Here is a 19,240-nt window from a genome sequence, read left to right on the forward strand (position 1 = left end):
GTGCTCCACTTGCTTTGTTCTGTAGTTTGTTTTTAACATCATCGTTTTTAGCCATTGTCTTTTAACTCCTTTACATTGAATCGTCTATGAGTCGATACTTTAGTGAATTTTTCAAAGAGCTCAGGGTGTTCAGCAGCAAACGCTTTTGAGTCAAAACGGTTTGTTGTGACGGTTTTCCAAGTAACAAGAGCTTTTTCAGCATTTCCTATCTCGTACTCACCGAGCATCCCTTTTAATTGATTTTCCGCTTCTTTCAGCCTTTCTTTGGCTTCCTTCTCCTCAGCCTTGGCTGTTCTGTATCGCTCAATAAGCTCATTTGCCGCAAGAGGAAGCTCTGTTTCATCCTCGAACCCTACAGGGTACAAGTGCGTTAAAAGCTCCGCAGAAGCCTCAGAACCATCAAACATAGGCGGTATTTCATTCTCGACATGGTTTTTCCAGAAGTCTTGTTCAATTTGAATCAAATAAGCAATGAGTTCTTCGTCTCGCTCAATCTTTTTATAAACGAATTTGTTTCCGCCGATCAGGACAGCTATCCACCAAGCGTTTAACCCGGTGACTGCCATATAATGCTGGCATTGGACCAGATACGCGTCCGGCACTTCTTCGCCGTCCCATTCACCTTTCAGGTATTCAGATGCTGTTTTGCATTCCAGTCCTGCTCGTTCGCCAACTATTAATCTATCAACGTTCGCAAGCATAAATGGGTAATCAGGATGTTGTAAAATTGCTTTCCGCCGCCGGACCTTTTTGCCAGTCCGCTTTGAAAATTCTCGGGCAACGGTTTCTTCGTGAATATGCCCCCAATATGCCGCCTCACTGGTTATGTGCTCCTGGGGTGCCTGCCCGAGCTTGTCCAGGTAAACAGACATTGGCGTTTTCCACTTGCTCAGCCCAGCAATTGCCGCAGCATCGGAACCTCCGATACCCGCACGCCGCGCCTCTAGCCATTGATCCTCTGTCATGTTGTCTGTAGGCATGTAAACTTGTGCAAGCATCAGAGCAGCCCCACCTTTCTTTTGTACGCTTCTGCGCCAAGCCGCTGCCATTCTCGGTATGCGTCCATTGACGGGAAGGAAAATACGGGTTTGCCTTTACTGAACATAATTGAACCGCCGACTTTCCTCAGACGCTTCTGATCGTCCGCCTGATCGCTAAAAGATGCTGTTACTGGTTTAGGCATTGCAAGAGCCCCCTTTGATTTCCCTGATCTCAAAATTGACTACTTCTGATGATCGAAACCACCAAACACCGCCCTTGTGCCCTAAAAATGTACTATTTGATAAATCAGTTTGAACTAATGTTGCAACCTCTTCAGTCGAAGATCCTTTATATTCTCTTTGATAAGCGTCAGCTTCTTCTCCTAATACAACTGATGTATAAAATGCAACCATGTATCTTTTATCCACGTTTAAAACCTCCATTGTCTTTTATGAGGTAATTTGGTATAATAAAGGAACTAATCTTTACCAAAAGACCTTTTGAAGTCCACTCTGCAAAGTGGGCTTTTTTATTGCGCTGAATGAAATCTAAAGCCAAGATGTTCCTTCAAGTACCGTTTGAGGTTTTCTCGCAAAATTATCTCCCCGCTGTCGATTACATAATCATCGGCCGACGTTACTTCATCCCCGAAAAAGTCCTTTTTCATTTCCGGTTCTGTCGTCTTGTCATGCCAGTTGTTCAGGACCATCGGATTTTCCACTAGCATTTATCTCAACTCCTTCATTTGCATCCTTTAGTTTGACAAGACTGTCTATTGCATTCTCTATAGAGTAAAAATCTTTATGGAGAATGCTCACAGCTCCTTTGATCTCCTCCTCTGAATATTTTGCCTTTTTGGCATGCCGCAAGAAGCTTGCCGCGAGCTCAAATTTTCTAAGATTCATCCAAAACACCTACTTACCACAGTCAAATTAATGCCGCGCTGTTGCATTTTTAATGCCGTATCATACAACCGCCCTTTATTCGCCAGCCGGCTAATATCCTCTGTAAGAACCTTAATGCTCCCTGCAAGACTGATAGCTTCTTCGTAGTCGCCATCTCGTAACGCCTCCGACAGCATGATAGAAAGCTCTTCTGCTGATTCGATTTTCCTTTTTGCTGAATCTGCATCCGATTTAAGAAACTGATTGATTTTCATACCAGCACCGCCTGTCTTTTTAGTTTTTGTTTCTGATGCATCGCAACCTCAGAAACAATTGCTTTCCTTGACCATCGATCTGTTAACTCCACTATGTTTAGGTCAAATTCACGCGCCAATGAATACATTAGTGTTTTGTTCGCTTGCGTGAGATCATATATCTGCTTAATAGCTTGCATCGGTAACTCTGCCTCTCTGCCGGGCCTTGTATTATTCAGCCAGACAGCAAGTTCTTTCGTCGCTTTTGTTGCATCCTCCATTTCATGAACCATATTGATAATTGCCGCATGAGCACTTTCGTTTAAGGCGGGATCAATTGGCGCGGCTGCCATAGGGTGGAGTTTGAAAACAAAATGAACGAGATCAATATGTTCATATGCCTTGCAGATTTCAAACCATTTGATGCACAATTCCGGCGTAAGTGGAGTGAAGCCTTTTTCAACATTGGATACATAACGCTGATCTCTCCCTCCAAGATGTTGCCCCATTTCAAACTGTGTGAAGCCGTAATCTTTTCGAACTTTACGCATCAGAACTTGTAGATTCGCTATATTGTACGGGCTGTTCGCCATACGTTCTCCTCCTGTGTTACCGAGTTTTTTCTGGTAAAATTTATTAATGAAGGAACTCGGAAGGCTTTAGGAAACCTTTCGAGGAATCCAACTTTCAATATATTTGATTGCGGATAACAGCTCCCGGCGCTTTATGTCTTTGTAGCTTGATACGCCGAACCGGTCTTTTATCTCACGGTGTAATTCTCTAAAAAGCCTGGCCGCTTCTGTCTTATCTTCCGTGATGCTATAAACCCGACGCGCTACTCCTTTTTGAAGCCGGCGCTGTTCTCCATGATCTAGTGTGATTTGCTCGTCCACTTTTTGACTGAGCTCACCGATCTGTTTTTCATGTGTGTATAAAACGTTTTGCATTTCTTGTTGTCGTTCTGCCGTTTCTAAAGTGAGTCTCAGCGATTCTATTCGCTCTTCGTTATCAGATAAAACCCTCGGACCGCCGTAATGGCCTGTTTGGCGTAATGTTGGTAGAACTTCGTCAAATACCCATGTTTCAAATTGTTCAGCCGTAGGAAGTTTAGACTTAGTGATCAGCCTATAAAGATTTCCTTCGCTAATGAATTTTTTATGTTGTGTGCGATTAAGTGAATCGGTGATCTCGTGAAACACGACCCCATTTTCTTTACAATGTTTTGAGATTGCGTCATGAGGATTTGCGTAACCGAGTGCCTCAGCGACTTCAGTTGCGCCGAAATAATCCTTGTTATTAATTTGAATGATGGGCAGGTTTCCAAATCGCTTGTGTGTGAAATTTTGTAATTGACTCATGCTGAAGCTCCCTTCTGGTAGTATTCAGTGTTCTCAGCAACCCAATCTGTGTTTTTCTCAATCCACTTGAAAAGCAAATGAGTCGGTATTCTTAAACCAGCTTCTTTAAAAACAGGGAAGTCAGCACGGTTGATAAGTTGGGATGCCTTCGTTTCTTTGATTTTCATAACCTCCATAAACTCTTGCTTTGTCAACATTGGCGGGAGTTGAGTGGTTCTGAAATCTTGAAGAGCTCCAGCGACCTCTTCCGCTATGATTTCGCGGAACATGTTTCTAAAAGCTTCATGGTCTAAATTGAACATGCTATCGACCTCCTATGCTGTGTTGGATTTTTGTTTCGAAACGACGACTTCTTCATCAAAAAAAAGAGTCCATACGAAACCTAGTGTATCTCCTATTTTTTTTGCTAATTGCACTGAAGGATTGCGCTTACCTAATTCAATATTCGCATAAGCGCCTCTCGAAATACCGATTTTATCGGCAATGCTTTGTTGACTTCGTTTCCCGCGTATTTCAATTAACCAATGTCTCATTTTTTTGACACCTCCTTAATGCGTCGTAACGAATCATTTGAGTTTATATTATCGTCTTTAAGAAACATTGTCAATAACTTTTTCGTCGATTTGACACAAAACTTTATTTGTTTCATTTTGACACGTTATAATGTTTTGGAAACGAGGTGAAATTATGTTTAAAGATCGGTTAACCCAGCTTCGAAAAGAAAAGAAATTAACCCAAGAGGAAATGGCTGAAAAAGTTGGCGTTCACAGAGGTACTTATGCCAATTACGAAAGAGGCCACAGACAACCAGACTATGAGACATTAGTTAAAATTGCTGATTTCTTCGAAGTATCTACAGATTTTTTACTCAGGGGCGAAGATCATTACAGAGATAAGGCCAGAGAACTCCGTAAACATAATGACGTCCGTTTTGCTGCTGTCGATGGTCGGGAATTCACCGATAGTGAAAAAGAGGAAATTCTTGCAGATGCTTTAAGACGAATTGATGGCATTGAAAAACTCATTGAGGAGAATTTCAAAAAGAAAAAAGAGAATGATTAATTATTATTTATTATTGTTTTGTTTAGTTTAAATAATGCTGAATAGATCGCTTTAATTTTTAAAGTTAAGTGTTAAGTTGAATGGTGTTCAACTTTAATTTTTAAAGTGAAGCTTGTAGCGAAACCTTCAGTTATTTTCCTTTCAACTGCAATTATTTTTCAATACATCCTCAAGAAATTATTAGCAAAATTGGTAATACCCCCTTGAATTTTCACCAATTATAGTCGATTATATATAGGTATTCTATTATATGAACTGGGGGAATTAGGTTGAAAAAGTGGTTAGTTTTATTCATGTCTTTGAGCTTAACTCTAGCTTTAGCAGCATGCGGATCGACAGACGATGTATCTACTGGTAGTAGTGATTCAAAAGACAAAAAAACTGAAGAGAAGAAAGACGACAACTCCAAAAAGATTGACGCTAGTAAGCAATCTACTGAAGCGCTAGGAATGAAAGTTAATCTGGGTGACGTTAAGATCATGAAAGATAAAATAAATGTTGGACTGAACATTGAAAACACCACAGGGAAAGTCCTTACTTTTTATCCCGATCAAGGTAACGCAGTCATTGGCAGCATGCAATTATCGGCAAACATGTTCCTGACTGATGGACAAGTCGGCGGAGACGTACAGGGTGGAGTGAAACAGGAAGGTGTACTTGAGTTTTCAGCGCCGGACGGTAAAGAAATTGATGTTGATAAAGTCAAAGAAATCAAATTAAATTTCGGCGATGTGGTCACAGAAGACTTCATGAAAACTAAAGCAGTATCAATCACTGTACCAGTTAAGTAAGGGAGAGTTAACAATGAAAAGAACAACAGAATTTGTTTTAGGCTTATTGGGCGGAATTTTCGGTTTTATTGGAGCAATTATGGCATTAATTGTCGGCGGGCTTGATGCTTCTTTGAATTCAAGTGGTACAAGCGAAATAATCGGTTTAGGTTGGGGAGCTGTATTTCTCTCAATCTTAGGAATCGTAGCATCTGTTGTGGTTAGAAAAAAACCTAAATTGGGTGGCGTATTGCTTCTCATTTCAGGAATTGGCGGTTTAATTTGTATTTCCATGTTCTATTTACTGCCTGCTGTTCTTCTTGTTATCCCTGGTATCATGGGGCTTATCAGAAAAGACAAAACCACAACAACAGCAGTTTAAAAAAGGGCCCTTTGAAAGGGCTTTTCTTTTCCAACATAAACAGAACACACGTTCCTTTTATTCTATTATATGGTTATTTATGGGCGCGTTTACCAGTGTAAAATGGTACATTTTTCTCCTATAATTACATACAAGCAAACATATTTTCCACAATTTAATCATTGACAAGTAATGAGGGGGTCATTTACAGCATGGGGTATACACAAAGTCACTTGGAAGATTGGATCGAAAATTTTCTCAGGGAACACAAAATCATAACACCTTCTGAAATCAAACTTGTTAAATTGTGCAGGAAGCTAAATATTTTTGTACTCTTCGATGAGCGAAAAAGTTATATGTTAGACATAGGGGGTCTTCATATCATAGGCATCGACAACCGATTAAGCTATGCACAACAAAGATCAGATTTAGCACACGAATTATGGCACATCTTACTAGAGGGCGGAGATAATGAAATAATGCCTTCACACTGGAAGCAATACCAAGAATCAAAAGCTGGCTATTTCTCATATCATTTTTGCGTTCCTACATTCATGCTGCGACAAATGAAACTACCTTCGGATGAGGAAGCAGCCGCTCGGCTAGTATCGGAGACATTCAAAGTAACTCGGCCTTTCGCAAAAAAGAGATTAAGAATTTACTTTAATAAATTAAACTATCTTTAAGGAGGATTAAAATGGTTGTCTTTAAAAAGGAGAAATCAAAACGTTCACCTAAAGGATATACTTGGTATTTCGTAGTGGAAAATGGCCGCGATCCAAGAACAGGAAAACGCAGACAAATAAAAAGACGTGGTTTTCTATCAAAAGCATCTGCGGAAGCCGCTTATCTTGAATTGAAAACAAAGCTCAATTCAGGCATTGATGTCGGGAAAGAGAACACTCTTTTTCAAGAAATTAAAGACCTATGGTACAAAGAATATAAACATACCGTCAAAGTCAGTACCCTACGATCACGAAAAAGTGAAATAGAGAGTTTAGAAGAATACTTTGGAAAGATGAAAATAAAAGATATAACCAGAGGTGTTTACCAGAAGTTTTTAGATTATCTGAGGGAAGAAAACTATTCATTTAATACAATAAGTGGTATTCACACTACAGCAAGCATGATCTTCAAATATGCGAGGCAAGAGGATATCATAAGCAAAAGCCCGACCGAATTTGTAAAACCCCAGCGCCCAAAGCTTACAGTAGAAGATATTGAATCACAGGAAGAGGTTGAAAACTTTCTTGAAGGAGAAGAACTTGTTGAGTTTTTAGACCTTACGGAGAAACACGGCCTTTTTCTCGACTTTGAATATTACTGCATGGCTGCATTTACAGGTACTCGTTCTGGGGAGCGATTGGCTGGCAAATGGAGAGACCTAACTTTAGAGGGTGACGGCCTCAAAACATTTCGTGTTACCAAAACACTTTATTGCCCATCAAACAAAGCATCTGACTACGAACTGCTGCCACCGAAAACGCCAGCTGCTGTTAGGGATGTTCCTTTGTCGGACTTTCTAGCATCTCTGTTGAAAAGGCTGAAGCTCAAACAAGCTAAAATAGCATACGCGAATGGACGCACATTCAGTGATGATGATTTCATATTCGCTCGTCCTGACGGCCACCCTGAGAACATCAAAAAGATGGATACCAGGATGAGGAGAATTTTAAAACGGATGAACATAAACAAACATATTACCCAACATACTTTCAGGCACACATTCACTTCGCTTGCTGCTGAGGCAGATGTGCCTTTAGAAGAGATACAAAAAATACTAGGCCATCAAAATGATGACGTAACGAAAAAAGTATATCTGCACACTACTAGAAAAACAAAAGAAAGAACTTCGCAAAAATTCAATTCTTTCATTGGGGACCTCTCAATGAAAATACAATTTTCATGACTCATGTGACCAAAATGTGACCAATTTCATAAAACAAAAAGAAAAACCCCTTGAAATCAAGGGGTTTCGGCACTCTTTACATCATGCCGCCCATACCGCCCATGCCGCCCATGTCAGGCATTCCTGCGCCGCCGGCGTTTTCTTCCGGTTTGTCAGCGACAACTGCTTCAGTTGTTAAGAACATTGCCGCTACAGACGCAGCGTTTTGAAGAGCAGAGCGAGTTACTTTTGTCGGGTCAACGATACCTTTATCGATCATGTTTACCCATTCGCCGGTTGCAGCGTTGTAACCTACGCCGATGTCTTCATTTTTCAGGCGCTCAACGATGACAGAGCCTTCAAGGCCTGCGTTGTGCGCGATTTGACGGATTGGCTCTTCAAGCGCGCGAAGCACGATGTTGATACCTGTTTGCGCATCGCCTTCAGCTTGAACGGCAGCCACTTTGTTATATACGTTGACAAGGGCTGTTCCTCCGCCTGATACGATACCTTCTTCAACTGCTGCGCGAGTTGAGTTGAGGGCGTCTTCGATGCGAAGTTTACGCTCTTTCAGCTCAGTTTCAGTCGCAGCGCCGACTTTGATGACAGCTACGCCGCCAGCCAGTTTCGCAAGACGTTCTTGTAATTTTTCTTTATCGAACTCAGAAGTTGTTTCTTCTACTTGAGCGCGGATTTGGTTTACGCGTGCAGCGATTTTTTCAGTGTCGCCGGCGCCTTCTACGATTGTTGTGTTTTCTTTTGTTACGACAACTTTAGAAGCGCGTCCCAATTGTCCGATTTCAGTAGATTTCAGGTCAAGACCAAGATCTTCTGTGATCACCTCTCCGCCTGTAAGGACAGAAATGTCTTCAAGCATTGCTTTGCGGCGGTCACCGAAGCCAGGAGCTTTAACGGCAACAGCGTTGAATGTGCCGCGAAGTTTGTTGACAACAAGTGTTGCAAGAGCTTCGCCTTCTACATCCTCAGCAATCAGAAGCAATGGTTTGCCTTGCTGTACAACCTGCTCAAGCACAGGAAGGATTTCCTGGATGTTAGTGATTTTTTTATCTGTGATTAAGATATAAGGATTGTCAAGAACCGCTTCCATCTTATCAGAATCAGTCACCATGTAAGGAGATGCATATCCGCGGTCGAATTGCATACCTTCAACAACTTCAAGCTCAGTTGTGAAGCCTTTAGATTCTTCGATTGTGATAACGCCGTCGTTTCCAACGCGCTCCATCGCTTCAGCGATCAAGCTTCCCACTTCTTCATCAGCAGCGGAAATCGCAGCAACCTGAGCGATAGACTCTTTGCCTTCGATCGGCTTAGAGATTTCTTTTAAGTTTTCGATAGCAACTGTAACGGCTTTTTCCATACCTTTACGCACGCCGACAGGGTTAGCTCCTGCTGTTACGTTTTTAAGGCCCTCGCGGATCATCGCTTGCGCAAGAACCGTCGCAGTTGTCGTACCGTCACCGGCAACGTCGTTTGTTTTGCTGGCTACTTCAGCTACAAGCTTAGCACCCATGTTTTCAAACGCATCTTCAAGTTCAATTTCTTTTGCGATTGTCACACCGTCATTTGTAATTAACGGAGAACCGAATTTTTTCTCCAGAACCACGTTGCGTCCTTTTGGCCCTAAAGTTACTTTTACAGCGTCAGCAAGCGCATCGACACCGCGAAGCATAGCGCGGCGTGCTTCTTCACTAAACTTAATATCTTTTGCCATGTTAACGAAACCTCCTCAAATTTTTAAAAATATTTATTTGCTTAGCCAATAACAGCTAAAATGTCGCTTTCACGTAAGATTAAGTATTCAGCACCTTCGTATTTCACTTCAGTACCGGCGTATTTTGAGAAGATAATGCGGTCGCCCTCTTTTACTTCTAAAGCAACGCGCTCTCCGCTTTCTAACACGCGACCTGAACCGGCTGCCACGATTTTGCCTTCTTGCGGCTTTTCTTTAGCAGAATCCGGTAATACGATTCCGCTGGCAGTTTTTTCTTCAGATTCTACGAGTTCAATGACAACGCGATCACCTAATGGCTTTAACAATGTAATAACCTCCTCAATAGTATGAATATGCAATTTTAGCACTCAGCTCTAAAGAGTGCTAACACAATTATTATAATAAAGAATCTCACTTCCAATTTCAAGTCATAAGAATAAAAAATTTTCACGCTTACATGATTCTCTCTTTCACCCGATTTTCTCATTTTTTCACGTCAAGTTCAGTTGTGTTACAATAAGAACAAATAAGTTGATTTTATAGGATAAAGGAGTACATATCATTTGAGAAAACAGTATTGGTATATCATTTTGACATATGTTCTCATGCAGGCTTCCGTATTGATCGGAATCCCTTTAATGTACAAATTCGGCTATGCAGGCGGACAGCCGACAGAATCGAATCTCGTCCAGGCTCAAGGAATTTATTCTGTGGTAAGCTTTTTCATCTGCCTGATTATCGTTCTCTTGATTTTAAGGACCGCGCCGAAGCAGACATTAAGAAACGGAAAAAAAGCATCCGTCGGCATGTCCGTTCTCTGGGCAGTCGCCGGAGTCTGGCTCGCTTTATTTGCTCAAGGAATCGCGGGTTTAATTGAACAATACGTCTTTCACGTAAACAGCGGCTCCGAAAACACTCAGGCCATTCTCAAAATCATTAAAGCCATGCCGCTCATGATTATCGTTTCTTCTATTGTAGGGCCGATTCTTGAAGAAATCATTTTCCGGAAGATCATCTTCGGAGTATTGTATGAAAAAACAAATTTCTTTATTGCCGGGCTGATCAGCTCCGTCATTTTCGGCATCGTTCACCAAGATCTTACGCATCTGCTGCTTTACACAGCCATGGGTTTTACCTTTGCGTTTTTATACGTGCAGACGAAACGGATTCTTGTGCCGATGTTCGCCCATGTAATGATGAATACCATTGTCGTGGTCATGCAGCTCGGACCCGCCCAAAAATATATTGAACAGCATAGTGAACAAATGCAATTAATTATTGGAGGATTGTTTTTATGAGGAACCCAATGACTTGGGGCTTGATTTATTTTGCAGTCGGCTGTATCTTCACGTATCTGGCCGCAAGCTCGCCGGGAAGCATGTGGTCTTTTTATTCCATTCTGCTGATGGTATTCGCCGCTTATAATATCAGTATTTCTTTTAAAATGTTTGCTTTTTCGTTTAAAGTGAAGAAAAATCAAAAATAAAGAAAAGCCATTTCTCGTTTTTGAGAAATGGCTTTTTTGTTATGCTGATACGTCTTGGTTAGACTCGCTGCTGTTTGTCTGCTTTTTCCGGTACGCGGCTTTTGAGATAAGGATACTGATCTCATATAAAATGCAAAGCGGAATGGTAATCATCAAATGAGATACCAGCTCAGGCGGCGCAATCATCGCGGCGATCACAAGCAGAGCAAAATACGCGTACTTTCTGATTTTCGATAAAAACATCGGCGTTACGATGCCGAGTCTTGTTAAAAACATGATAATCACCGGCATCTGAAACAGCAGGCCGAACGGAATCGTCAGCTGCAGCAGAAAATGAAAGTACTCGCTGATGCCGATCACCTGATTGACATCCAAGTCATTCGAGACCCGCTTCATAAAATCAACGACCAGCGGAAATAAAATATAATAAGAAAACGACACACCGCCAACAAACAGCACAATCGAAATCGGAATATAGCTGAGTGTGACTTTGCGCTCCTTCTCATACAGTCCGGGGCTGACAAATGCCCAAATCTGATAAAGAATGATCGGCGAAGTTAAAATGATGCCGATAATAAACGCAAACTGCAAAAAGATAAACAGCGGATCTGTCAGATTAAAAGCATTAAGCGTGAGCTCTTTCACTTCATCGGCTTTTTGAAGATACACAATGATAGGCTTTGCCAAAAAAAAGCCGGCAACAAAGAAAACCGCAAAGGATAACGCAACAATCAGCAATCTTTTCCGAAGTTCGGCAATATGCTCCACAAGCGTCATTTGATTCACTCTCATACGTGTCATCCTAACTTACTGATCTTCTTTCTTTTTTTCCTCTTCTTCACCGGCTAATCCCTTAGTAGCGTTCTTAAATTCACGAAGCGTGTCCCCCGCTGCTTTCCCTAATTCAGGAAGCTTCTTCGGGCCGAAAATAATCACTGCCACCACTCCAATAACCGCCAGGCTTCCAGGACCGATCATGTGCAGTTCCTCCTTTCGTTATTCAATTTCTTCTAAAACAGAATAATGCTTTAAGAAATAAACCAATGATTGAAGCTCTACAGCTAAATCTATATGATGAATTCGAATGTGATCCGGCACATTCAAACGGGCCGGCGTAAAGTTAAGGATTCCCTTTATTCCAAGCGATACGAGGCGGTCAGTGATTGACTGGGCGGCAACTGCCGGCACGGTAAGAATCGCCACGGGTTCATCCTTAATATGAAGCTCTAAATCATCAAGGTTATGGACAGGCACACCGCCTACCTCAGTTCCTATTTTACTCTGATTCACATCAAAAGCCATAGAAATTTTTGTGTTATTATTTTTTGTGAAATTATAGTGAAGAAATGCCGTCCCTAAATTCCCGACACCGATCAAAATGACGTTTGTCGTTTCATCCTGATCGAGGGTTTTTCTGAAAAATGACAGCAGGTAATCCACATTATATCCATATCCTTTTTTGCCAAGCGCTCCGAAATAGGAAAAATCCCTGCGGATCGTGGCCGAATCGACTTTTACTGCGTCGCTGAGCTCAGCAGATGAAACGCGCTGCTTTCCGGACGCGTGTAAATTCTTTAAAAAGCGATAATAAAGCGGCAGCCGTTTTGCTGTCGCCTGTGGAATTTTTGATTGATCCTTATTCATTATTGGTCCTCCACTTTATACTCAGATGCATCTCTTTTAAAATCACCGTTTTTCCCGCCTGTTTTTTCAAGCAGACAGGTAGGGCCGATGACCATCCCTTTATCCAGCGCCTTGCACATGTCATAAACGGTCAAAGCACAGACTGATGCGGAAGTTAGCGCTTCCATTTCCACACCTGTACTCCCTTTCGTTTTTACGCTTGCCTGTATATGAAGAATGGCTTCGGTTTCTTTTTCCTCCCAGCCGAATGAAATGTCGACGCCGCTTAAAGAAAGCGGATGGCACATCGGGATAATCGCTGACGTTTGCTTTGCAGCCATGATTCCTGCCACCTGTGCGACAGCCAGCACGTCTCCTTTTCCGATTTCGCGGTTTTTTATTTTGCTGTACACTTCATGCTTCATGTGTACGCTTGAAACAGCAGCCGCAGTACGAACTGTTGAAGATTTATCGCTTATATCCACCATGCGGGCACGGCCTTCTTCATTAAAATGAGAAAATCCATTCATATTTAAACTCTCCTTACTTCTGATCATACACTATTTTCTCCCTGATGTCTTATCCTATAATGTTCCAATTCTGATGTATTGTTTGCTGACAGCAGGTTGATAAGCTACACTTAACTTATTATAACAGAGGTGAAATAATATGATGATCTTACAAATTAATCAGCTTTCCAAATCTTTTGGCGCTGATCCTATTTTAAACAATATAAAGCTCGAAGTCAGATCTCGGGATCGCATCGCCATTGTAGGCAGAAACGGAGCCGGCAAATCAACTCTTCTTAAAATTATCGCAGGTCACCTTTCATATGAAAAGGGAGAATTAATCAAACCGAAAGAATTAACGATGGGATACCTTGCCCAGCACACAGGCTTGGAATCTCAGCTTACCATAAAAGAAGAATTACTGAGTGTCTTTGATTTCCTGAAAGCAATGGAAAAGGAAATGCGCTCCATTGAAGAAAAAATGGCAACGGCTGAACCGGCTGAACTTGAGGGACTGATGAAAACCTATGACAGGCTTCAGCAGGATTTTAAGGATAAAGGCGGCTATCAATATGAAGCGGATGTCCGGTCAGTCCTTCACGGCCTCGGTTTCGGCAAGTTTGACGATTCGGCGAAAGTGCAGAGCCTGAGCGGCGGCCAGAAAACAAGGCTTGCCCTCGGAAAACTGCTGTTAACCCAGCCGGACCTTCTCATTTTGGATGAACCGACAAACCATCTCGATATCGACACGCTCACTTGGCTTGAGCATTATTTACAGGGATACTCCGGAGCTATTCTGATCGTCTCCCACGACCGGTACTTCCTTGATAAAGTTGTCAATCAAGTGTACGAGGTCTCAAGAACCGAAAGCAAAAAATACTTCGGCAACTACAGTGCCTATTTAGAGCAAAAAGCCGAGCAATACGAGAAAGATATAAAATTATATGAAAAACAGCAAGACGAAATCGCCAAGCTCCAAGATTTTGTCGACCGTAACCTGGCCAGGGCGTCAACAACAAAAAGAGCACAAAGCAGAAGAAAGCAGCTTGAACGAATGGATGTCATGGCCAAGCCGCTCGGTGATGAAAAGTCCGCCTCTTTCCGGTTCGAAATTACAAAACAGAGCGGAAACGATGTCCTGCGCGTGCAGGATGTCTCCATCAGCTACGACAGCCAGCCGCCGCTTTTGAAAAACTTGACGTTCGGCATTACGAGAGGTGAAAGCGCCGCCCTTGTCGGCCCTAACGGAATCGGCAAATCTACCTTACTGAAAACGATTATGAAAACACTCGGACCAGACTCCGGGACGATCACCTGCGGGTCCAATGTCAGCATCGGCTACTATGACCAGGAGCAAGCCGAACTGACATCGTCGAAACGCGTGCTGGACGAGCTGTGGGATGAATATCCGGATATGCCGGAAAAAGAAATCAGAACCTGCCTCGGCAACTTTTTATTCAGCGGGGATGATGTACTGAAACCGGTCCGCTCCTTAAGCGGCGGTGAAAAAGCGAGAGTCGCGCTTGCCAAGCTGATGCTGCAAAAGGCGAACTTTCTCATCCTTGATGAACCGACCAACCACCTTGATTTAGACAGTAAAGAGGTGCTGGAAAACGCGCTGATCGATTATCCAGGCACTTTGTTATTCGTGTCACATGACCGGTATTTTATTAACAGAATCGCCACAAGAGTGCTGGAGCTGTCTTATGATCATGTAGAAGAATACCTTGGCGACTACGATTACTATACAGAGAAAAAAGCCCAGCAGCTCGAATTGGAAGAAATGAAGCGGCAAGAAGAGAAAAATGCAAAACCTTCGGGCAATGTGAAACAGGAAACAAAAAGAACGTATGAAGAAGAAAAAGAATGGAAAAAGAAAGAACGGCAGCGGCTTAGACGCATCGAAGAAATCGAAGCTGCGGTTTCGTCCATTGAAGACAGCATCGGCCGCAATGAAGAATTGCTATGTGACCCGGATGTATATCAGGATCACGAAAAAGTACAGTCCATTCACACAGAAAACGAAACATTAAACAATGAACTCGAGTGTTTATTAGCAGAGTGGGAAGAACTGTCCACAGAAGAATAGAAAAAAAGCACCTCTTTCAAGGGGTGCTTTTTTTATCCACAGCCTTTCCCCTTATCAGTCACCCAAGCAAGCGTTTTATACACAATATCCACAAAATTTTCTGATTTTATCCACTTTAATAACAACTTATGACCCCTTTCCCCGCCTGTATTTTTAAACATATTCACAACGTTGTGTATATGTTAGAATTATCTGTTAATAATTCAAAAAAAGCCTCACGTTTTACAACGTGAGACGATCAAAAGAAGCTAATTCCAGTCCGGGCTGCCCATTCATATCATATGAACCCCGAATTCCTTTTTCAAAAGCAATAGTGCCAGCTGCGGCGATCATGGCTGCATTGTCCGTGCATAAAGAAAGCGGCGGAATCACCAGTTCCGGATCTCCTTGATGGCTGAATTCTTTTTGCAGTGCGGCTCTCAGTCCTTTGTTCGCAGCTACGCCTCCCGCAAGCAGAACTTGTTTGACTCCGTACTCTTTCGCAGCCTTAGACGTTTTTGCCGTCAATACGTCAATGACGCTCTGCTGAAAGCTTGCCGCAAGGTCCTCCGGCGGAATCACCTCTCCTTTTTGTGAGGCATTATGAAGCGTGTTGATCACTGCTGATTTCAGCCCGCTGAAGCTGAAATGATAGGAGCCTTCTTCCAGCCAAGCGCGCGGGAGCGGAATGGAAGCTGTTCCGTCCTCAGCAAGCTTATCAATTTGCGGTCCTCCAGGGTATGGAAGCCCCATCGTTCTTGCCACTTTATCGTAAGCTTCACCTGCAGCATCATCCAGTGTTTCTCCGATAACCTCAAATGAGCCGTGCTCTTTCATGTAAACCAATTCCGTATGCCCGCCTGACACAACTAAAGCGAGCGCCGGGAATTGAAGCTCTGTTATCAGTCTGTTCGCATAAATATGGCCCGCGATATGATGGACGCCGACTAAGGGGATCTGATGAGCAAAGCTTAACGCCTTTGCCGCGTTCACACCGATTAAAAGCGCTCCGACAAGACCGGGCCCCTCTGTCACGGCAATCGCATCAAGATCTGAAAACCCCAGTTCCGCTTTTAATAAAGCTTCCTCAACCACAAGCGTAATCTGCTCGACATGATGTCTTGACGCAATTTCAGGAACGACGCCTCCAAATCGTTTATGGCTTTCAATTTGAGAAGCGACAACATTTGAGATGATCTCTGTCCCATTTTTAACTACCGAGGCCGCTGTTTCATCACAGCTTGTTTCGATTCCTAATATATAGATATCTTTTTTTTCATTCATTTATTGTCACCCACATTATTAACGCATCTTCCCCGTTATCTGTATAATATTGTTTTCTGATTCCTCCAGCCTGAAGGCCGAATTTTTTATATAAGGATTGAGCGGGATGATTTGAGACCCTTACTTCGAGAGAAAGCCTTCTTGCCTTTTTTTCTCTGCACAATTCAATCGCAGAGCGAAACAGCGTTTCTCCTAAAGATTGGCCGCGGTAATCAGGCTTAATGGCTATGTTTGTAATTTGCGCGTCATCGATAATGATCCAAATGCCGCAATACCCCGCCAAGCAGCCGTCCTTTTCAATCACAAGATAGTGGGCATACGGATTTTCCAAAAGTTCATGGTAAAACGAATCCTTCGTCCAAGGAGAAGTAAAGGAAGCTGTTTCAATCTCATATATTTGATCAATATCTTCCGGCCGCATACTTCGGATCGCCGCTTTTGTTTTCATCCCTATCACCCTATTTTTGAGATTCAATCCATTTCGCCTCAGCCTCAGCCAGACGCAAATAATCCGGAACAAGGCGGTGGACATCCTCTTCTTCTTTTTCCATGCCTAAAAACGCTAGTTCGGAAGGCCGCGGATTGTGCTGCGCAGCCGTTCCAATCACCGCCTGAGATTTTAATCCCTCAGTGATCGTTGCTTCGTGAATGCCTGTATCATGTCCTAAAAATAAAACAGGAGACCCTTTTTCACGCAGCTTACCAAGCCAGTCAGTCAGCAAGACGTTTTGATCAGGCAAAACAGATTGTAAACGGCCGTCCTGATATTCATAGAGCCCTGTATAAACTTGTCCGCGCCGTGCATCAAATAACGGGCAGATCAAACCTTGAAAATGCCGGCCGTTAGCCGCCAGCGCCTCCAGGCTTGATACAGCGGCAATCGGAAGCTCCAGTGACCAAGCCAGAGTTTTAGCAAGCGTCACACCGATTCTGACACCTGTGTAGGAGCCAGGTCCCTTTGCCACTACTATTTTAGAAAGGTCTTGGGGTTTTAAGCCGCAATCAGCCAGCAATGAATCAACAGCCGGCATCGCCCGCACTGAATGATTCTTTTTTAAATATGTAATATACTCCGCCATTACCGTTTTCTCACGGACAAGCGCGGCACCCAGCGTGTAATTAGACGTATCAATTGCCAGTATTGTCATGTTTATTTATCTCCTCACAAAACGTTTCATACCGTTTTCCACAAGCCGTAAAGGTAATGTCTCTTTCCTCATCGCCGGCTCTTTTCATTACAATTTGCAGCCGTTCAGCCGGCAGCTGCTCCTGAATTAAATGAGCCCATTCAATTAAACAGACACCTTGTCCTTCAAAATATTCTTCAAGTCCCAAATCCTCGCTTTCATCCTCCATACGATAGACATCCATATGATATAAAGGAAGCGAGCCGTCATGATATTCTTTAATGATCGTAAAAGTCGGGCTGTTCACAACTCTTGTGATTCCCAATCCTTCGGCAAATCCCTTTGTGAAAGTTGTTTTCCCCGCTCCCAAATCACCTTCGAGTGTCAGAATGTCCCCCGGCTTTGCTAGGGAAGCAGCGAGCTTGGCAACGGCTTTCGTTTCTTCGGGACTTTTTGTTCTCCATTGTAATGTCTTCAAAGTGAGTCACCCGTCTTATTTAAAATGATTGTATCCTTTTTTCTCAAGGACGATTCGTTTTTGATCTGCGGTCTTCATTAAGACATTTGCTTCTTTCCGCTCATAAACCGTTCCAACCTGCTTGATTGGAACACCTGATGTTTTACAGCGGTCAAGCAGCCATGTCCACTCCTTCTGAGAAACCGTCCCAGCCAATTCAAAATCCTCTCCGCCGAATAATGCCCATTCCTTCCATTTAGAATGTGCCGTACGTAAATCAGGATGAACCGGAAGAAGGTTTTCTTCAATTTCTATAGTAACTGAACTTGCCTCAGCAATTTCATTCAGTTCACTGGCTAATCCGTCACTGATGTCGTTTAATGCCGTATGCTGAAGCTGAGAGCAGAAACGGCCGACCTGAACTCTCGGTACAGGACGTTTATGTTTTTGTATAAAATAATCTCTCTCACTAAAAGCAGAAGGAGCCGTTTCACCCAATAGAAGGGAAAGACCTGCGGCGGACGAGCCGATATCTCCGGTAACAAAAACAACATCACCCGGCCTTGCTGAGCTTCGCAAACAAGCAAGGCCCTTTTCAACTTCCCCAATAACGGTAACGGTAATGACCGCTTTATCAGAGGCCGAAACCGTATCTCCCCCGATCAAATCCATCCGATATAGTTTCGCCAGTTCTGTCATCCCTTCATACATGGCCTGAACTTCTGCTGCCTGCCAGTAAGAAGGAACCGCAAGAGATACCAAATAAAACTTAGGAATGCCTCCCATCGCGGCAATATCACTGATGTTAACAGCAAGTGCCTTATAACCGATATCTTCAGGAGTGGAATACTCTAATTTAAAATGAACATCCTCCACCATCGTATCAAGGCAGACAATTTGCTGAAAATCAGGTGACGCAGTATAAACCGCACCATCATCACCGATCCCTACATCGACGGAAGTATGGTGAAGCGTATGCGGCGTAATGCTGTGAATCAAATCAAACTCATCCATGTTCCCCCGTCTCCTTTTCTGCCGCTCTTGTGAGATATAGCTGTTTCTAGTGTATCGGATTATGTTTCAATATCCAAGAGTTTAACGATATAAAGAAAGCTTGGTTTCATACCAAGCCATTAGCATCTAAAAGAAAACACAAAAAAAACGAAAACATGATCGTTTCGTTTACAATGAAAATGGCGGTCCGGACGGGACTCGAACCCGCGACCTCCTGCGTGACAGGCAGGCATTCTAACCAACTGAACTACCGGACCATTTTTAAAATTTGGTTGCGGGGGCAGGATTTGAACCTGCGACCTTCGGGTTATGAGCCCGACGAGCTACCGAACTGCTCCACCCCGCGATGATAAATATATATTGAAAGCTTGGCGGCGTCCTA

General features: G+C 43.0%; 28 protein-coding genes and 2 tRNA genes. 8 read left to right on the forward strand and 22 right to left on the reverse strand.

The features are described from left to right. Nucleotides 1–47: 47 nt before the first annotated feature. The 9 genes from AXI59_RS10935 to AXI59_RS10980 all read right to left on the reverse strand — a co-directional run bounded on the left by AXI59_RS10935 (nucleotide 48) and on the right by AXI59_RS10980 (nucleotide 4,010). Nucleotides 48–998: a YqaJ viral recombinase family nuclease gene (locus AXI59_RS10935; RefSeq protein WP_061528195.1), complete on the reverse strand. Its 951-nt coding sequence runs from the start codon at nucleotides 996–998 to the stop codon at nucleotides 48–50. After that, nucleotides 998–1,183: a hypothetical protein gene (locus AXI59_RS10940; protein ID WP_061528196.1), complete on the reverse strand. Its 186-nt coding sequence runs from the start codon at nucleotides 1,181–1,183 to the stop codon at nucleotides 998–1,000. The genes AXI59_RS10935 and AXI59_RS10940 overlap by 1 nt, the downstream gene beginning before the upstream one ends. Beyond that, nucleotides 1,176–1,409, reverse strand: a complete 234-nt coding sequence (locus tag AXI59_RS10945) for a hypothetical protein (RefSeq protein WP_061528197.1) — start codon at nucleotides 1,407–1,409, stop codon at nucleotides 1,176–1,178. The genes AXI59_RS10940 and AXI59_RS10945 overlap by 8 nt, the downstream gene beginning before the upstream one ends. Before the next feature lie 101 nt (nucleotides 1,410–1,510). Continuing rightward, nucleotides 1,511–1,708, reverse strand: coding sequence for a YqaI family protein (locus AXI59_RS10950; protein WP_061528198.1), 198 nt, complete (start codon nucleotides 1,706–1,708; stop codon nucleotides 1,511–1,513). 174 nt (nucleotides 1,709–1,882) lie between these two features. Continuing rightward, nucleotides 1,883–2,140, reverse strand: a complete 258-nt coding sequence (locus tag AXI59_RS10960) for a YqaH family protein (RefSeq protein ID WP_061528200.1) — start codon at nucleotides 2,138–2,140, stop codon at nucleotides 1,883–1,885. Further along, entirely contained in the window at nucleotides 2,137–2,712 is a 576-nt protein-coding gene (locus tag AXI59_RS10965; RefSeq protein WP_061528201.1) for a helix-turn-helix domain-containing protein, read from the reverse strand. The genes AXI59_RS10960 and AXI59_RS10965 overlap by 4 nt, the downstream gene beginning before the upstream one ends. A 66-nt stretch (nucleotides 2,713–2,778) precedes the next feature. Further along, the gene (locus AXI59_RS10970) at nucleotides 2,779–3,477 is read right to left on the reverse strand and encodes a BRO family protein (protein ID WP_061528202.1); all 699 of its coding nucleotides are present in this window, start codon (nucleotides 3,475–3,477) and stop codon (nucleotides 2,779–2,781) included. Then, nucleotides 3,474–3,779, reverse strand: a complete 306-nt coding sequence (locus AXI59_RS10975; protein ID WP_061528203.1) for a hypothetical protein — start codon at nucleotides 3,777–3,779, stop codon at nucleotides 3,474–3,476. The genes AXI59_RS10970 and AXI59_RS10975 overlap by 4 nt, the downstream gene beginning before the upstream one ends. A gap of 12 nt (nucleotides 3,780–3,791) precedes the next feature. After that, nucleotides 3,792–4,010: a helix-turn-helix transcriptional regulator gene (locus tag AXI59_RS10980; protein ID WP_061528204.1), complete on the reverse strand. Its 219-nt coding sequence runs from the start codon at nucleotides 4,008–4,010 to the stop codon at nucleotides 3,792–3,794. 154 nt (nucleotides 4,011–4,164) lie between these two features. Between AXI59_RS10980 and AXI59_RS10985 the strand changes: the two genes are divergently transcribed. From AXI59_RS10985 to AXI59_RS11005, 5 genes are all read left to right on the forward strand, one after another. Then, a complete protein-coding gene (locus AXI59_RS10985; protein ID WP_061528205.1) occupies nucleotides 4,165–4,539 on the forward strand; it encodes a helix-turn-helix domain-containing protein in 375 nt (124 codons plus the stop codon). Between the two features lie 269 nt (nucleotides 4,540–4,808). Continuing rightward, nucleotides 4,809–5,330, forward strand: a complete 522-nt coding sequence (locus AXI59_RS10990) for a hypothetical protein (RefSeq protein WP_061528206.1) — start codon at nucleotides 4,809–4,811, stop codon at nucleotides 5,328–5,330. A gap of 13 nt (nucleotides 5,331–5,343) precedes the next feature. Beyond that, nucleotides 5,344–5,691, forward strand: a complete 348-nt coding sequence (locus AXI59_RS10995) for a DUF4064 domain-containing protein (RefSeq protein WP_061528207.1) — start codon at nucleotides 5,344–5,346, stop codon at nucleotides 5,689–5,691. A gap of 191 nt (nucleotides 5,692–5,882) precedes the next feature. Continuing rightward, nucleotides 5,883–6,356 (forward strand): ImmA/IrrE family metallo-endopeptidase, encoded by a 474-nt coding sequence (locus tag AXI59_RS11000; RefSeq protein WP_061528208.1) that lies wholly within the window; start codon nucleotides 5,883–5,885, stop codon nucleotides 6,354–6,356. An 11-nt stretch (nucleotides 6,357–6,367) separates the two neighbouring features. Continuing rightward, on the forward strand, nucleotides 6,368–7,579 hold the full coding sequence (locus tag AXI59_RS11005; protein ID WP_061528209.1) for a site-specific integrase: 1,212 nt from the start codon (nucleotides 6,368–6,370) through the stop codon (nucleotides 7,577–7,579). Nucleotides 7,580–7,655: 76 nt separating this feature from the next. Here AXI59_RS11005 and groL read toward each other — a convergent pair whose 3' ends face one another. Together groL and groES are read right to left on the reverse strand one after the other, a co-directional pair. After that, a complete protein-coding gene (groL, locus tag AXI59_RS11010) occupies nucleotides 7,656–9,290 on the reverse strand; it encodes a chaperonin GroEL (RefSeq protein WP_061520158.1) in 1,635 nt (544 codons plus the stop codon). 41 nt (nucleotides 9,291–9,331) lie between these two features. After that, complete coding sequence (gene groES / locus AXI59_RS11015) at nucleotides 9,332–9,616, reverse strand: co-chaperone GroES (protein WP_013351185.1); 285 nt, start codon at nucleotides 9,614–9,616, stop codon at nucleotides 9,332–9,334. A 237-nt stretch (nucleotides 9,617–9,853) separates the two neighbouring features. Between groES and AXI59_RS11020 the strand changes: the two genes are divergently transcribed. Both AXI59_RS11020 and AXI59_RS11025 read left to right on the forward strand, forming a co-directional pair. After that, nucleotides 9,854–10,588, forward strand: coding sequence for a CPBP family intramembrane glutamic endopeptidase (locus AXI59_RS11020; protein WP_061520157.1), 735 nt, complete (start codon nucleotides 9,854–9,856; stop codon nucleotides 10,586–10,588). After that, nucleotides 10,585–10,776 carry a YdiK family protein gene (locus tag AXI59_RS11025; protein WP_003155975.1) on the forward strand — a complete coding sequence of 64 codons (192 nt, stop codon included), beginning with the start codon at nucleotides 10,585–10,587 and terminating at the stop codon, nucleotides 10,774–10,776. Before AXI59_RS11020 ends, AXI59_RS11025 begins: the two co-directional genes overlap by 4 nt. Before the next feature lie 39 nt (nucleotides 10,777–10,815). On the opposite strand, the gene tatC is transcribed toward AXI59_RS11025, so the two are convergent. Genes tatC through moaC form a run of 4 tightly spaced genes read right to left on the reverse strand, consistent with a single transcriptional unit; the run spans nucleotide 10,816 to nucleotide 12,929 of the window. Then, complete coding sequence (tatC, locus tag AXI59_RS11030) at nucleotides 10,816–11,577, reverse strand: twin-arginine translocase subunit TatC (protein ID WP_156476268.1); 762 nt, start codon at nucleotides 11,575–11,577, stop codon at nucleotides 10,816–10,818. A 6-nt stretch (nucleotides 11,578–11,583) separates the two neighbouring features. Then, the gene (locus tag AXI59_RS11035; RefSeq protein ID WP_061528211.1) at nucleotides 11,584–11,754 is read right to left on the reverse strand and encodes a twin-arginine translocase TatA/TatE family subunit; all 171 of its coding nucleotides are present in this window, start codon (nucleotides 11,752–11,754) and stop codon (nucleotides 11,584–11,586) included. An 18-nt stretch (nucleotides 11,755–11,772) separates the two neighbouring features. Further along, the gene (locus AXI59_RS11040; protein ID WP_061520154.1) at nucleotides 11,773–12,420 is read right to left on the reverse strand and encodes a redox-sensing transcriptional repressor Rex; all 648 of its coding nucleotides are present in this window, start codon (nucleotides 12,418–12,420) and stop codon (nucleotides 11,773–11,775) included. Next, nucleotides 12,420–12,929, reverse strand: a complete 510-nt coding sequence (gene moaC / locus AXI59_RS11045; RefSeq protein ID WP_061528212.1) for a cyclic pyranopterin monophosphate synthase MoaC — start codon at nucleotides 12,927–12,929, stop codon at nucleotides 12,420–12,422. The genes AXI59_RS11040 and moaC overlap by 1 nt, the downstream gene beginning before the upstream one ends. Nucleotides 12,930–13,068: 139 nt before the next feature. Here moaC and AXI59_RS11050 point away from each other — a divergent pair, with 139 nt between their 5' ends. Then, a complete protein-coding gene (locus AXI59_RS11050; protein WP_061528213.1) occupies nucleotides 13,069–14,997 on the forward strand; it encodes an ABC-F family ATP-binding cassette domain-containing protein in 1,929 nt (642 codons plus the stop codon). Between the two features lie 222 nt (nucleotides 14,998–15,219). Here the strand turns inward: AXI59_RS11050 and tsaD are convergent, their stop codons facing one another. The 7 genes from tsaD to AXI59_RS11085 all read right to left on the reverse strand — a co-directional run bounded on the left by tsaD (nucleotide 15,220) and on the right by AXI59_RS11085 (nucleotide 19,204). Beyond that, nucleotides 15,220–16,260 carry a tRNA (adenosine(37)-N6)-threonylcarbamoyltransferase complex transferase subunit TsaD gene (tsaD, locus tag AXI59_RS11055; protein WP_061528214.1) on the reverse strand — a complete coding sequence of 347 codons (1,041 nt, stop codon included), beginning with the start codon at nucleotides 16,258–16,260 and terminating at the stop codon, nucleotides 15,220–15,222. Beyond that, on the reverse strand, nucleotides 16,253–16,708 hold the full coding sequence (gene rimI / locus AXI59_RS11060) for a ribosomal protein S18-alanine N-acetyltransferase (RefSeq protein ID WP_061528215.1): 456 nt from the start codon (nucleotides 16,706–16,708) through the stop codon (nucleotides 16,253–16,255). The genes tsaD and rimI overlap by 8 nt, the downstream gene beginning before the upstream one ends. 10 nt (nucleotides 16,709–16,718) lie before the next feature. Continuing rightward, nucleotides 16,719–17,408, reverse strand: a complete 690-nt coding sequence (gene tsaB / locus AXI59_RS11065; RefSeq protein ID WP_061528216.1) for a tRNA (adenosine(37)-N6)-threonylcarbamoyltransferase complex dimerization subunit type 1 TsaB — start codon at nucleotides 17,406–17,408, stop codon at nucleotides 16,719–16,721. Further along, the gene (gene tsaE, locus AXI59_RS11070; RefSeq protein ID WP_061528217.1) at nucleotides 17,389–17,865 is read right to left on the reverse strand and encodes a tRNA (adenosine(37)-N6)-threonylcarbamoyltransferase complex ATPase subunit type 1 TsaE; all 477 of its coding nucleotides are present in this window, start codon (nucleotides 17,863–17,865) and stop codon (nucleotides 17,389–17,391) included. Before tsaE ends, tsaB begins: the two co-directional genes overlap by 20 nt. A 15-nt stretch (nucleotides 17,866–17,880) precedes the next feature. After that, on the reverse strand, nucleotides 17,881–18,858 hold the full coding sequence (gene thiL, locus AXI59_RS11075) for a thiamine-phosphate kinase (protein ID WP_061528218.1): 978 nt from the start codon (nucleotides 18,856–18,858) through the stop codon (nucleotides 17,881–17,883). Between the two features lie 180 nt (nucleotides 18,859–19,038). Further along, a tRNA-Asp gene (locus tag AXI59_RS11080) sits at nucleotides 19,039–19,115 on the reverse strand. A 12-nt stretch (nucleotides 19,116–19,127) separates the two neighbouring features. Continuing rightward, a tRNA-Met gene (locus AXI59_RS11085) sits at nucleotides 19,128–19,204 on the reverse strand. Between the last annotated feature and the right edge of the window lie 36 nt (nucleotides 19,205–19,240).

The organism is Bacillus nakamurai, assembly GCF_001584325.1.
Taxonomy (GTDB): Bacteria; Bacillota; Bacilli; order Bacillales; family Bacillaceae; genus Bacillus; species Bacillus nakamurai.

What these genes read in the sequence shown, in the direction of transcription:
- AXI59_RS10935 (WP_061528195.1), bottom strand. Translation starts at nt 998, where the DNA reads ATGCTTGCACAAGTTTACATGCCTACAGACAACATGACAGAGGATCAA.
- AXI59_RS10940 (WP_061528196.1), bottom strand. Translation starts at nt 1,183, where the DNA reads ATGCCTAAACCAGTAACAGCATCTTTTAGCGATCAGGCGGACGATCAG.
- AXI59_RS10950 (WP_061528198.1), bottom strand. Translation starts at nt 1,708, where the DNA reads ATGCTAGTGGAAAATCCGATGGTCCTGAACAACTGGCATGACAAGACG.
- AXI59_RS10960 (WP_061528200.1), bottom strand. Translation starts at nt 2,140, where the DNA reads ATGAAAATCAATCAGTTTCTTAAATCGGATGCAGATTCAGCAAAAAGG.
- AXI59_RS10965 (WP_061528201.1), bottom strand. Translation starts at nt 2,712, where the DNA reads ATGGCGAACAGCCCGTACAATATAGCGAATCTACAAGTTCTGATGCGT.
- AXI59_RS10970 (WP_061528202.1), bottom strand. Translation starts at nt 3,477, where the DNA reads ATGAGTCAATTACAAAATTTCACACACAAGCGATTTGGAAACCTGCCC.
- AXI59_RS10975 (WP_061528203.1), bottom strand. Translation starts at nt 3,779, where the DNA reads ATGTTCAATTTAGACCATGAAGCTTTTAGAAACATGTTCCGCGAAATC.
- AXI59_RS10980 (WP_061528204.1), bottom strand. Translation starts at nt 4,010, where the DNA reads ATGAGACATTGGTTAATTGAAATACGCGGGAAACGAAGTCAACAAAGC.
- AXI59_RS10985 (WP_061528205.1), top strand. Translation starts at nt 4,165, where the DNA reads ATGTTTAAAGATCGGTTAACCCAGCTTCGAAAAGAAAAGAAATTAACC.
- AXI59_RS10995 (WP_061528207.1), top strand. Translation starts at nt 5,344, where the DNA reads ATGAAAAGAACAACAGAATTTGTTTTAGGCTTATTGGGCGGAATTTTC.
- AXI59_RS11000 (WP_061528208.1), top strand. Translation starts at nt 5,883, where the DNA reads ATGGGGTATACACAAAGTCACTTGGAAGATTGGATCGAAAATTTTCTC.
- AXI59_RS11005 (WP_061528209.1), top strand. Translation starts at nt 6,368, where the DNA reads ATGGTTGTCTTTAAAAAGGAGAAATCAAAACGTTCACCTAAAGGATAT.
- groL (WP_061520158.1), bottom strand. Translation starts at nt 9,290, where the DNA reads ATGGCAAAAGATATTAAGTTTAGTGAAGAAGCACGCCGCGCTATGCTT.
- AXI59_RS11025 (WP_003155975.1), top strand. Translation starts at nt 10,585, where the DNA reads ATGAGGAACCCAATGACTTGGGGCTTGATTTATTTTGCAGTCGGCTGT.
- tatC (WP_156476268.1), bottom strand. Translation starts at nt 11,577, where the DNA reads ATGACACGTATGAGAGTGAATCAAATGACGCTTGTGGAGCATATTGCC.
- AXI59_RS11035 (WP_061528211.1), bottom strand. Translation starts at nt 11,754, where the DNA reads ATGATCGGTCCTGGAAGCCTGGCGGTTATTGGAGTGGTGGCAGTGATT.
- AXI59_RS11040 (WP_061520154.1), bottom strand. Translation starts at nt 12,420, where the DNA reads ATGAATAAGGATCAATCAAAAATTCCACAGGCGACAGCAAAACGGCTG.
- moaC (WP_061528212.1), bottom strand. Translation starts at nt 12,929, where the DNA reads ATGAATGGATTTTCTCATTTTAATGAAGAAGGCCGTGCCCGCATGGTG.
- AXI59_RS11050 (WP_061528213.1), top strand. Translation starts at nt 13,069, where the DNA reads ATGATGATCTTACAAATTAATCAGCTTTCCAAATCTTTTGGCGCTGAT.
- tsaD (WP_061528214.1), bottom strand. Translation starts at nt 16,260, where the DNA reads ATGAATGAAAAAAAAGATATCTATATATTAGGAATCGAAACAAGCTGT.
- rimI (WP_061528215.1), bottom strand. Translation starts at nt 16,708, where the DNA reads ATGAAAACAAAAGCGGCGATCCGAAGTATGCGGCCGGAAGATATTGAT.
- tsaB (WP_061528216.1), bottom strand. Translation starts at nt 17,408, where the DNA reads ATGACAATACTGGCAATTGATACGTCTAATTACACGCTGGGTGCCGCG.
- thiL (WP_061528218.1), bottom strand. Translation starts at nt 18,858, where the DNA reads ATGGATGAGTTTGATTTGATTCACAGCATTACGCCGCATACGCTTCAC.